The sequence below is a fragment of the Serratia sp. PAMC26656 genome (genome assembly GCF_016469055.2).
GTDB lineage: Bacteria > Pseudomonadota > Gammaproteobacteria > Enterobacterales > Enterobacteriaceae > Serratia > Serratia plymuthica.
In genome coordinates, this window is sequence record NZ_CP150486.1 from 3,317,542 (window position 1) to 3,330,543 (window position 13,002).

Consider the following 13,002-nt stretch of genomic DNA (forward strand, 5'->3'; position numbering starts at 1 on the left):
CCTCCGCTATGCCACCCGCTGGGCCGCATGTTGTTGAATCAACTTTTTCAGTTCCGGCAAACAAGAGCCACAGTTAGTGCCGCATTGCAGACGCTCGCCCAATTCACTGGCGCTGTGGCAGCCAGCCTGAATTGCTGCAATAATGCGATTCTCACCCACGCCGAAACAGCTGCAAATCGTCGCCCCGGCCGCCGGCTGCCCCGCAACCCCTCGCCCCGCTAACAAGGCCAACCGCTGCGGTCCACCGACCGGCGGCTGTGCAAAAGCGCTCAGAATTGCCGGTCGATCGAGCATCGGAGCCTGTTGGCGAACATAAAACGCCAGTTGCACCTCGTTCTGACGCCAACCAATGACGTGCAAACCGCGTTGGGCCAGTTGCGCGGTTTGCAGCGTCAGCCCCGCCAAGGGAAAATGCCGCCGCAACCAGCCCTGCCAGTCTTCGATCGGTCGTTGCCCGGCCATGATGTAGTGGGTCAGGCCGTCCTGCGCTACCCGGCTCCAGTAAATGCCCGCCGGTGGCGCTACCTCGGCGCGCAGGAAAATCTCCGCCTGCCAACTCGTCGGCCACGGGCTGACCCGTACCGGCGCATGTTTGCTTTCCGGCTGGCCGGAATGAGCATCGACCACCGGCGGGATCAGGCTGTCAACCCGGCCCTGAACGGTAAACTGGCCATTCCAGTGCATAGGAGCGAATACGCTGCCGCGCCGCTGCCCCGGATGGTACTGCGCCCGCGCCAACATCCAGCCGTGGGGCGAACTGAGCCGCACCAGGGCGTTATCGGCAATGCCCAACGTCGCAGCATCCTGTGGGTGCATTTCACAAAACGGCTCGCTGAGATGGCGCATCAGGCGCGCGGCTTTGCCGGTGCGCGTCATGGTGTGCCACTGATCGCGGATACGGCCGGTGTTCAGCACCATCGGGTAACGCGGCGATACCGCATTTTGCGGCAGGCGCGGCATTACCGGCAGCAGTTGCGCTTTGCCGTCCGCATGGAAAAAGCGGCCATCGCTGAACAGGCGCCGACACCCGCCAGGATGCTGGGTATTGACCGGCCACTGCACCGGTGCCATGCGCGACCACTGCGCCTGATCCGCCTGTGCCAGAAGGCTGATATCGAACGCACGCGTTCCGTTATTCTCAAACCCGGATAACGCGGCGTGCTCACTGAAAATCTCCGAAGGGTGCCGGTAGCCGAACGCCGCACCATAGCCCATGCGCCGCGCCACCTGGCTGAGGATCCACCAGTCGGCCCGCGCCTCTCCCGGCGGTGGCAAAAACGCGCGCTGGCGGGATATGCAGCGTTCGGAGTTGGTGACGCTGCCCTCTTTTTCGCCCCAGGCCAGCGCCGGCAGGCGGATGTGCGCCAGTTCTGCGGTATCGGTCACCGCCATCACTTCCGACACCACCACCAGCGGGCACCGTTTCAACGCCTGTCGCACCGCGTCCGCATCCGGCAACGACACCGCCGGGTTGGTGCCCATGATCCACACCGCCTTCACCTGCCCGGCGGCCATCGCCTGGAACAGTTCTACCGCGTTCAGGCCGGGTTGCCTGGCAATGCCCGGCGACTGCCAGAAACGCTGTACCCGGTCGGTATCCTCGTCGCTGAACCCCATATGCGCCGCCAACTGGTTGGCCAGCCCGCCCACTTCACGCCCGCCCATCGCATTCGGCTGGCCGGTAATCGAAAACGGGCCGCTGCCCGGCCGGCCAATGCGCCCGCCCGCCAGGTGCAGATTGATGATTGCGTTGCATTTATCCGCACCGCTTGAAGATTGGTTGATGCCCATGGAATAGAGCGTCACCCAGTCGCGCGATGTTTTCAGCAAGGTGAAAAAGGCCAGTACGGCGCTGAGCGGCAGCTCGCAAAAATCCGCTACCCGCTCCGGTTCCCAGTCGGCCACCGCCGCCAGCGTTTCCTCCACGCCGTTGGCATGCCGTTGCAAAAACGCGTTATCCAGGCCGTCGTGCTGCGCCAGCCAGCACAGCGCTCCGGTAAACAGAGCGGCGTCGCTGCCAGGGCGCAGCGGCAGATGCAGATCGGCAATATCGCAGGTCGCCGTTTCTCGCGGGTCAATCACCACCACCCGCATCTGCGGCCGCTGCTGGCGCGCCTTCACCAGCCGCTGATACACCACCGGGTGCGCCCAGGCGGTGTTGGAACCGGCCAGGATCACCAGATCCGCCTGTTCGATGTCCTCATAGCAGCAAGGCACCGCATCGCCACCGAACGCCCGCTTGTAGCCCACCACCGCCGATGCCATGCACAGCCGGGAGTTGGTGTCGATATTGGCCGCGCCGATAAAGCCCTTCATCAACTTATTGGCGACGTAATAGTCCTCGGTCAGCAACTGGCCGGAAGCGTAAAACGCCACCGCCTGCGGGCCGTGCTGCTCAATCACGCGGCTAAAACGCTGTGCCACCTGCTCCAGCGCGTCGTCCCAGCCCACCGTTTGGCCGTCGACCTGCGGCTGAAGCAACCGGCCCGCCAAATCCAGGGTTTCTCCCAGCGCACTGCCTTTCACGCACAGTCGCCCCTGATTTGCCGGGTGGGCGACATCGCCGCTGACCGTCACCACGCCGTCGCTGCGCTTTTCGACGGCGACGCCGCAGCCAACGCCGCAGTAAGGACAGGTGGTACAATGCGCGGCGGTCATGATGCGACGTCCGTCGCTTCCTGCATGGCGGCCTGCACCGCCAACGGTTGGCTGCACACCCAGACTCTGCCCGCCGTCACCCGCACCGGCCAGGCAGTAACACCCGATTGCGCATTATCCACACAGCCGCCGTCGCTCAGACGGAAACGCTGCTTGTACAACGGGGAGATCACCACCGATTCACCCGCCACGTCACCCAGCAATCCACGCGCCAGCACGTTGGCATCGCTGTCCGGCTCCTGATTCGCCAGCGCATAAACGCCGCTGCCCGGCAGATGGAACAGCGCAATCTGCCGCTGCCCCAAACGTGCGGCAATGCCTGCGTTGGCGGGAATGTCCGCCAACGCGCAGACATCCAGCCACTGATCGCCTGCGGCCGGGGCCGGTTGCACGTCGATAACCTGCCCGCGCTCCCCTCCGCTGGCCGGGCGACGCTGCCCGCGCTCCGGCTGCCAGACAATGGCTTCGTCCGGCCGATCGCTGTTCACAAAAGCGCGGAACAACTTAAGACGATCCGGGCTGGCGAGCGTGGTCTGCCATTCACACTGGTAGCTGCCGACCACCGCCTGCATGTCGTTCTCCAGATCGGCGGCGATGCCCAGGCTATCCTCCAGCACCACCTCACGCAGGTAATCCAGCCCGCCCTCGAGATTATCCATCCAGGTGCTGGTGCGCTGCAGGCGATCGGCGGTGCGGACATAGAACATCAGAAAACGATCGACCATGCGAATCAGCGTGGCAGTGTCGAGATCGCTGGCGAACAAATCCGCATGTCGTGGCTTCATACCGCCGTTGCCGCACAGGTACAGATTCCAGCCTTTGTCGGTGGCGATCACCCCAACATCCTTGCTTTGCGCTTCTGCGCATTCGCGCGTGCAGCCGGAAACCGCCATCTTGATTTTATGCGGCGAGCGCAATCCCTTGTAACGGTGCTCCAGTTCAATCGCCAGCGCGGTAGAATCTTGCACGCCATAACGGCACCAGCTTGAGCCGACGCAGGATTTCACCGTACGCAGCGACTTGCCGTAGGCATGACCGGTTTCAAACCCGGCGTCGACCAGTTGCTGCCAGATTTCCGGCAGCTGCTCCAGGCGGGCGCCAAACAGGTCGACCCGCTGGCCGCCGGTGATTTTGGTGTACAGTTGATAACGCTGAGCAATTTGGCCGATGGCGATCAGGCCCGCGGGGGTAATTTCACCGGCCGGCACGCGCGGCACCACCGAATAGGTGCCGTCTTTTTGGATATTGGCGAAGAAACGATCGTTGGTGTCTTGCAACGGCAGGTGCTGCGGCTTGAGCAGGTATTCGTTCCAGCACGAGGCCAGAATCGATCCCGCCAGCGGTTTGCAAACTTCGCAGCCGTGCCCATGACCATGCCGGGCCAGCAGATCGTCGAAGGTGCGAATGTTGCCGACCCGCACCAGGTGATACAGCTCCTGGCGCGAATAGGCGAAATGCTCGCAAACGTCCTTTTTCACCACCACGCCACGTTGCTGCAGTTCGTGCTCCATCACCTGTTTCACCAGGGCGACGCAACCGCCACAGCCGGTACCGGCTTTGGTGCAGGCTTTCACCCCCGCCAAATCACCGCAGCCCTGCTCCACCGCACCGCTGATATCGCCTTTACTGACGTTATGGCAGGAGCAAATCTGCGCCGTGGCCGGTAACGCCGATACGCCCAGCACTTTTGGCGCGCCACCGGCCAAGGCCGGGAGAATCAGGCTTTCCGGTGCGGCGGGCAGCGGCAGATCATTGAGCATCATTTGTTGCAGCGTACTGTATTCGCTGCTGTCGCCGACCAATACCGCACCCAGCAGCCGTTTGCCGCCGGCATCAACCACCAGTTTTTTATACACTTCCGCCGGGCCGTCGACCCAACTGTAGCTTTGGCTACCGGGCGTATGGCCGTGCGCATCACCGATCGACGCCACCTCGACACCCAGCAGTTTCAGTTTGGTGCTCATGTCTGCGCCGCAGAACACGTTTTCCCGCCCGGCCAGCAGATCCGCCAGCGTACGCGCCATTTGATACCCCGGTGCCACCAGCCCGAAAATTTGGCCGTTCCATAGCGCGCACTCGCCGATGGCGTAAATAGCGTCATCGCTGGTGCGGCACTGGCTGTCAATCACGATGCCACCGCGTGGTCCTACCTCCATTTCGGCGGCGCGGGCAAGCTGGTCACGCGGCCGAATGCCGGCGGAAAACAGAATCAAATCAGCGTCCAGGGTTTCACCGTCAGCGAAATTCATGCTGTGACGGTGTAACGAACCCTCGATAATCGCCTGCGTTTGCTTGCCGGTGTGTACGCTCACGCCCAGCGCCTCAATCTTTTTGCGCAGCATCGCCGCGCCGCCTTCATCCAGTTGCACCCCCATCAGGCGCGGCGCAAATTCCACCACGTGGGTTTTCAGCCCAAGCTGCTGCAAGGCGTTGGCGGCCTCCAGCCCCAACAGACCGCCGCCGACCACCACGCCCACGCTGGCACTGGCGGCGCATTCGGCAATCGCCGCCAGATCCTCCAGCGTACGGTAAACCAGGCAGCCGGGGCGATCGTTGCCGGGGATCGGCGGGACAAACGGATAAGAGCCGGTCGCCAGCACCAGGTGGTCATAGGCCGTTTCGCGCCCCCCGGCGTCGATCACGCATTTGCGCCGGCGATCGATGGCGCAAACCGCCTGCCCCAGCCGCAGTTCAATGCCGGAACGTTCGAAAAAGCCCGCCTCCACCATTGACAGAGAGTCAGCGCTGCGGCCGGAGAAAAACTCGGACAGATGAACCCGGTCATACGCCGCCACCGGCTCTTCGCCAAAGACCACGATGTGATACTGCTGATGCAGTTCGCGAGCGACCAGCTGTTCCAGGAAGTGATGACCGACCATGCCGTGTCCGGCAACCAGCAAAACGGGCTTATGCATATCAGATGTCCTCTCGTCAGACGCCTGCGGCGCCTCGGGTTCGCTACTGCCAAACAACAGGGCTTCCGGTTGACTCACCGGCTGACCTAGTTGCCGCAGATAAAAAGGGCTGTCCTGGGCGTCGCCGTACAACACAACGCCCTGTAATCTGCCGTCGCGCACCAGCAGGCGGCGGTAATGCTGCGCCTGTGGGTCTTCGGCATGGTGAAGATCGGTTTGCGCGTCGGCGATCATTTCACCGGCGCTGAACATCTCGATACCGCTGACTTTCAGGCGGGTATGCAGCGGCGTCGGTCGGTAGCCCGGTACCTGCTCACCGCTCAACCGCCGCGCCAACAGCTCCGCCTGTTGCCAGCAAGGTGCCACCAGACCGAAGGTGGTGGCATCTAGCTGGGCGCATTCGCCGATGGCGAAGATCGCCGGATCCTCAGTCTGCATCCGATCGTCGATCAAAATACCGCGCTCACAGCCCAGCCCGGCGGCCTGCGCCAGGCTGATTTCGGGCCGCACCCCGGCGGCGATCACCACCAGATCACAATCGGGCTGTTCGCCATTGCTCAGCGTGGCGGCCTGAACCTGTTCTGTGCCGTGGAACCGGCTGACCTCGCAGGCCAGCCGACACTCGATACCGCGCTGCAGCAGGTTGCGTTGCAGCATCCGCCCGGCGCGAGCATCCAGTTGCCGCTCCATCAGGTGCGTGCCACGGTGCACCACGCCGGCGGTCATGCCGCGCTGCGTCAGGGCCGCCGCCGCCTCAATTCCCAGCACGCCGCCCCCCACCACCAGCGCAGGCCGCCCTGGTCGGCAGCGGCCAAGCATGGTTTCAACGTCGTCCAACGTGCGAAAACCGTAAATGCCGTTCAGCGTCACGCCGGGCAGTTGCGGTATCAACGGACGCGAACCGGTGGCGAACACCAGCAGGTCATAAGGCACCTCATGCCGGGCAGTCATCACCCGCTTTTGCTGCCGATCCACCGCCAGCGCCGGTTCACCGGCCAGCAGCCGCACGCCGTGCCGGTGATACCAGTCAAGATCGTGCAACAGGGTCTCGCTGAACGCCTTTTCCCCTGCCAGCACCGGTGACAATAGAATGCGGTTGTAGTTGCCGCGCGGCTCCTCGCCAATCACCGTGACGGCATAGCGCGCGGGTGCCAGCCGGCAGAGCGTTTCCACCAGTCGCATCCCGGCCATGCCGTTGCCAATCACCACCAGTTGGGTTTTGTCCATCATTCGGCTCTCATGCCGCTTTCGCGTGCTTCTCGTAGAGGAACTTCAGCACCTGGCGACGGTAATGGTGATAATCCGGGTCGTCCGCCAGCGCTACTCGTGAACGCGGACGCGGCAGCTTCACCTCAAGAATCTCACCGACAGTGGCCGCCGGGCCGTTGGTCATCATCATCACCCGGTCGGACAGCAGCACCGCTTCATCGACGTCATGGGTAATCAGCACAATGGTGGTGTTCAGCCGTTGCTGGATTTCCATCACCGCATCCTGCAGATGGGCGCGGGTCAACGCATCCAGTGCGCCAAAGGGCTCGTCCATCAGCAGTACCTTGGGCTTCATCGCCAGCGCGCGGGCAATGCCGACGCGCTGTTTCATGCCGCCGGAGATTTCATGCGGCCGCTTGTGCAACGCGTGGCTCATATGCACCAGCTCCAGGTTGTGCTCGATCCACTCGCGCATTTCGCCGCGCGTCATTTCGCGCCGGAATACCTGATGCACCGCCAAGGCCACGTTTTCGTAGGTGGTCAGCCACGGCAGCAGCGAATGGTTTTGGAACACCACGCCGCGCTCTGGCCCCGGCCCGGTGATTTGCCGGTTATCGCACAACAACACACCGTCACTGGGCACAGTCAGCCCGGCGATCAAATTCAGCAGCGTCGATTTGCCGCAGCCGGAATGGCCGATCAGGCTGACGGTTTCCCCTGCTTGGATATCGAAACTCACCCGTTCCAGCGCGATAAACTCCCCCTGCAGGGTGGCAAAGCGCTGGCTGACGTTCTGGACCTGGATAATCGGTTTCATGGCGAGTTCCTTAACGGTTCTGATAGCTAAAACGTTTTGCCAGTAACATCAGCCCCTGCTCGAGCAGCAGCCCCACCACGCCGATCACGATGATGGCGATGATGATGTTTTCGACGTTGAGGTTGTTCCATTCATTCCAAATCCAAAAACCGATGCCGACGCCGCCGGTCAGCATTTCCGCCGCCACGATAACCAGCCAGGCGATGCCGATGGACAGGCGCACCCCAGTCAGCACATACGGCAGCACTGCCGGGAACAGGATTTTGCGCATCACCGTCCACTCAGACAGCTTCAGCACCCGCGCCACGTTGAGGTAGTCCTGCGGAATGCGCGTGACGCCCTCTGCGGTGTTGAGGATCATCGGCCAAATGGAGCAGATGAAAATGGTCCAGGTTGATGCCGGTTCCGCGCGCTGAAACAGCAGCAGGCCAATCGGCAGCCAGGCCAGCGGGCTGACTGGGCGCAACAGCGAAATGATCGGGTTGAGCATGTTCGCCAGAAAGGCAAAGCGCCCCAGCAGGAACCCAGCCGGAATACCGACCAACGCCGCCAGCCCAAAACCGGTGGCTACGCGCTGCAACGAGGCCAGCACGTTCCAGCCAATACCCTGATCGTTCGGCCCGGCGGAATAAAACGGATCAGCAAACAGCGTCAGCGCCGCTTGCCAGGTCGCCAGGGGCGTAGGAAAGCCCTTGCTGTTGAGCGCGGCGATCTGCCAGATGACCAGGATCACCCCCAGCCCCAACGCCGCGGGCACCGCACGGCGAAAAGCGTTCTGCAAAGGCAAACTCCAGCGCGCTTTGGGTTGCGGCTTCACGGCGACCGGGATTTTCAGCGGCACGACTTCCGCACGGGTCGGCGTTGGCATATCAATACGTTCAGCGAGATTTTTCATCGGTTACCTCAGCGCTTTAAAGAGAAACTGTTGGCGTATTCCGCCGGATTGCTGCCGTCCCAACGTTTACCGTCAAACAGCGTGCTGGCGCGCAGGTCGCTGCCAGGAAGATTCACCCCGCCCACCGCGCTTGCCGCCTGTTTGTAGATCTCGGTACGGTTGATTTTTTGCGCGACGGCCAGGTAGTCCGGCTCGGCGCTCAACAGGCCCCAGCGGCGATGCTGGGTCAGGAACCACATGCCGTCCGACAGGTACGGGTAGCTCACCTCGCCATCATGGAAAAAGCGCATCGCATGGGCATCCTGCCAGGATTTACCCAGGCCGTTTTGGTATTGACCCAGCATGCGGCCGGTGATCACTTCCGGTTTGGTATTGATGTAGGCGCGGCCTGCTACCACCTGGGCGGTCTCCTCGCGGTTGGCGTCGGAGCTGTCTATCCAGCGGGCGGCGTCCAGCACGGCGGCGGTCAGCGCACGAGCACTGTTCGGGTTGGCTGCCACCCAGTTCCCCGTGGTACCCAACACCTTTTCCGGGTGATCGGGCCAGATTTCCTGGGTGGTGACGGCGGTAAAACCGATGTTTTCGGCGATGGCGCGCTGGTTCCACGGCTCCCCGACGCAGAAACCGCTCATGTTGCCGATCTTCATGTTCATCACCATCTGCGGCGGCGGCACCACCACGTTGCGCACGTCGTCAAACGGATGAATGCCGGCGTTCGCCAGCCAGTAATAGAGCCACATGGCGTGAGTCCCGGTCGGGAAGGTTTGGGCGAAGGTGTAAGTGCCCTTGGCGCTGGCGTCGACGTGTTTTTTCAGCGCGGCCGCATCGGTGACGCCGGCCTGCTTTAACTGGTTGGAAAGCGTGATCGCCTGACCGTTGTTGTTGAGCGTCATCAGCACCGCCATGTCGTGCTGCGGCCCGGCTACGCCCAATTGCAGCCCATAAACCATGCCGTACAGCACGTGCGCCGCATCCAGCTCGCCGGACAGCAGCTTGTCGCGTACCGCCGCCCAACTGGCTTCTTTGCTGGGAATGATTTTGATGCCGTATTTTTCGTCAAACTTTTTCACCGCCGCCATCACCACCGAGGCGCAATCGGTGAGCGGAATAAAGCCCACGCGGATCTCTTTTTTCTCCGGTGCGTCAGAGCCTGCCGCCCAGGCCGTATTCATCAGGCCAGGCAGCAACATGCTGCCGCCCAGCGCCGCGCTGCCGGCCAAAAAGCGGCGGCGCGTCAACTCAAGCCCAGAGTGTTTGGTGTGCGTCATCAGCAAGTCCTTCAATCAGGCGATAAAAATAAAAAAGGCGTCCCATCAGCACATTCCACCATTGGGGTGAACATGCTGAAAGGACGCCTTTATCCAAATTCTTGTTGGCAACCCGGCCGCCATTGGCCGGGCTACGTTTTAGTTAATGCAGCTTGCGTGCCAAATCTGTCGATAACCCCAGCCAGCCCCTGCCAGACAGGCACGCTGCACTCCACACCCGCATAATTCGGGGCGAATACATTCACCCCCTACTGCCGATGGGGGTACACAGGGCATCGTTTGCACAATCTCAAGGCATTAACTGCACTGACTGTGTGCATATACTCCTTAAGGAGTATTCCCGGTGGGCGGTAAAATATCCGCCACCGCCAGCATGGCATTGGCGATATCAATCAGCCGCTTGTTTTGGTTCATGGCCATCTTGAGCAGCAGCCGGTGAGCGTCCTCCTCGGTCAAGCCGCGATGCCGGATCAGCAGCCCTTTGGCGCGTTCAATTTGCTTGCGCTCATGCAGCGTCGCCCGCGCCGTCGCCAACTCTTCTGACAGCACCTGCAACCGCTGCGACTGCTGCTGAATCAACTCCATCATGGAACGGCCCAGACGCGGATTGATGCCGTCCCCCATCAGCGGCGACGCCTCCCCCAGCGAGGTGGCCACAAACACCGCGTAGCTTTCTCTCGTCTGTTGCGGTACGTAATCGGCGTAATCTAGCTCCAGCGAGCGCTGGGCCTCGGCCAGGCTATGACGGCAACTGGCCATCAGCGCCTCTTCCAGCCGATCCTCTGTCTGTTTCATCAGGTCGATGCGCGCACTGGTGATCTCGAACCAACGCAGGCTGGTGTCGGCACGATCGCTCAACTGCAATTGAGTACAGGCAATGCGACGCAGGCGTTCAAACTCGCGATCATCCTGTTGCTGTATGCGCCGCCACTGGGCCAGCGACTGTTCATCGGCAAACTCGCTGAAGGTATGAAAACAGCGCTCCTGTCCTTCGATCAGCATCAGTAACCGTTGATGGGAGGTTTCACTGAAATGCATGGCGGCAAAACCGGCCGCGCCGATTGCCCGCTCTTGCCCGGCCAGTTCCTTGCCCTGCATAAAGCTGAACATGGCGATCAACGCACGCGTCATGGCGGGTTCAACGCAGGCATCCGCCGCCTCGAATACCAGCGCCAGCAGGCTGTGAATGATGTTATTGAAGGTGTCCATGGCGGCAGGCTGCGAGACCTGCTGCTGCCGCACCTGCCGGCGCAGTGCGGGCAAGGCGGTGAGGTTGTGCAACGCGCAGGCGATACGGCTGAACAGGCGGCTGGCGCTGGCCAGCGGTGCCGTGGCGGCATCCAACTGCGCCAGTTGCCGCTGTACCGCCAGTTCGGCCTGCTCCACGTCCTGCGTTCTGCCGGCCAGCCGTTCGCCGAACAGCGCGCCCTGCGAACACAGATAAATATTGACGGTGCCGCGCTCCCGCTGGAGCACGTGGATCAGTTGGCTCACCCGGCCAACCAACTGGCCCATCTGCAGCAGCTGTTGCAACACGGTGATTTCGCAGCGTTTGGACGCCAGCAGAAAATCGCCGGCACTGGGCGGGAAAGCGCTATTACGGCTCATGACAGGATCCCGTTACGGTAAATAGGCGGATCCTGCAAAAGCCATGCCGTAGCGTTACTTACTCACGCGATCCAGATAAAGCATGCTGTTGGCGATATTCAGCGTGGCCCCCTTGATGTTGTCACGCAGCGCCACCAGCGTTTGCCCTTGCAACGCAACGACGTACGGTGAGCTGGCCTGCACTTCATGCTGCAAGGCTGCATAGCGCGCGGCGCGTTTTACCCCATCGCCTTCTGCCGCCGCCGCACGGGTTTCCGCACTCAGCGCCGGTATCGTCCACTGGGTGCGCCAGGCCAGGGTTTTCGGGCCGTTCGGCACGTTGTAAGCAAAGGCACTGGCGTTGGTGTTCGGGTCCAGATAGTCGGCGCCCCAATAGGTGAAGATCGCCTGGAAATCGCGACCGCGCATCTTGCCCCACAGATCGCTCTCCACCACTGGATGAATATCCAGTTGTAAACCGGCCTTGGCGAAGCTGGCCTGCAGCGCCTGAGCGATATCGGTATAAGGCGGTTGGTTGATGACGATCAAATCGATACGCGTCCCTTCAGCGATACCGGCGTCATGCAAAATCTGCCTGGCCTTTGCCACGTCAAGTTTGAACGGCTGGTCCGAGACGGCACCGTCCAGCCCGACCGGCAGAAAAGCCTGATGGACGCGGTATTGCCCTTTCAGCAGATTTTTCGCGATGGATTGATAATCCACCAGCCAGCGAGCCGCCTGCCACAGCGCCGGATTGCTCAGCGCCGGCTGCTGTTGGCTGCCGGTATTGAAGCCGAGGTAATACACTTTTGCCGAATCATGCTGCTCAATACGCACGCCCTTTTCATTGCGCAACGAGTTGAACTGATCGGCTCCCAAATCATAGGCCACGTCGGCGTCGCCCTTCAGCAGCAGCAGGCGGCGGGTGCCGGCGTCGCTGACGTTCTTCAGCAACACCGTTTTCAACTGCGCTTTGGGCTGAGCGTAATCGTTACGGCTGAACAACAGCGCCTCGTGCGGCACATAGTTGCTGACCCGGTAAGGGCCGGCACCGGCGGAGTTCGAACGCAGCCAGGCATTGCCGAAATCCCCTGCCTGGCTGTGTTCGCTCAGCAACTTCTTATCGACAATCGACGCCACCGGTGCGGTCAGCAACCGCAACGCCAGGTCGCTGCCGATATTCGCCGGCCAGCTCAGTTGCAACTGGTTGTCGTTGAGTTTTTTCAACTGGCTTTCGACGTTGTCCGGCGTCCAGCCGAATTCACCGAGAATAAACGACGGCGCCTTGTTCAGTTTCACCGCACGCACCAGCGAGAAGATCACATCTTCAGGCCGTACCGGATTGCCGGAGGCAAAGCGCTGGTTGTCATACAGGGTAAAAATCAGGCTGTGGCCGTCCGCGCCCGCCTGCCAGCCGCTGGCCAGCTCCGGTGCCAGCTTTTCCGGCGTTTCACGATCGGGTGCCAGCAGGCGCTGGTACAGATTGACCAGGTTGGCTGAACTGACGGTTTCAAAACTCTCGGCCGGATCGAGGCTGATAATCCCCTCCAGCGAACTGACCACGACCAACGTGTCTTGCGGAGTGGCGGCCTGCGCGCCGAAACTTGCTGCCAGCGCGCTGAACACTAAGGTTGGGATTAGACGTTTCATTGA

The 13,002-nt window shown here is 61.7% G+C and carries 7 protein-coding genes; all 7 read right to left on the minus strand.

Going from position 1 to position 13,002, the window contains the following annotated elements; genetic code table 11:
- Positions 1–6: 6 nt before the first annotated feature.
- The 7 genes from JEM67_RS16770 to JEM67_RS16800 all read right to left on the minus strand — a co-directional run bounded on the left by JEM67_RS16770 (position 7) and on the right by JEM67_RS16800 (position 12,999).
- The gene (locus tag JEM67_RS16770) at positions 7–2,658 is read right to left on the minus strand and encodes a nitrate reductase (protein ID WP_199634962.1); all 2,652 of its coding nucleotides are present in this window, start codon (positions 2,656–2,658) and stop codon (positions 7–9) included.
- Positions 2,655–6,800: a nitrite reductase large subunit NirB gene (gene nirB, locus JEM67_RS16775; RefSeq protein ID WP_426406367.1), complete on the minus strand. Its 4,146-nt coding sequence runs from the start codon at positions 6,798–6,800 to the stop codon at positions 2,655–2,657. The genes JEM67_RS16770 and nirB overlap by 4 nt, the downstream gene beginning before the upstream one ends.
- A 10-nt stretch (positions 6,801–6,810) precedes the next feature.
- Positions 6,811–7,599: an ABC transporter ATP-binding protein gene (locus tag JEM67_RS16780; protein WP_199634860.1), complete on the minus strand. Its 789-nt coding sequence runs from the start codon at positions 7,597–7,599 to the stop codon at positions 6,811–6,813.
- A gap of 10 nt (positions 7,600–7,609) precedes the next feature.
- Complete coding sequence (ntrB, locus tag JEM67_RS16785) at positions 7,610–8,494, minus strand: nitrate ABC transporter permease (protein ID WP_199634859.1); 885 nt, start codon at positions 8,492–8,494, stop codon at positions 7,610–7,612.
- Positions 8,495–8,502: 8 nt separating this feature from the next.
- Positions 8,503–9,762, minus strand: coding sequence for a CmpA/NrtA family ABC transporter substrate-binding protein (locus JEM67_RS16790; protein ID WP_199634858.1), 1,260 nt, complete (start codon positions 9,760–9,762; stop codon positions 8,503–8,505).
- A gap of 327 nt (positions 9,763–10,089) precedes the next feature.
- Entirely contained in the window at positions 10,090–11,370 is a 1,281-nt protein-coding gene (locus JEM67_RS16795) for a nitrate regulatory protein (RefSeq protein ID WP_199634857.1), read from the minus strand.
- 54 nt (positions 11,371–11,424) lie between these two features.
- Entirely contained in the window at positions 11,425–12,999 is a 1,575-nt protein-coding gene (locus tag JEM67_RS16800; protein ID WP_199634856.1) for an ABC transporter substrate-binding protein, read from the minus strand.
- Positions 13,000–13,002: the final 3 nt, after the last annotated feature.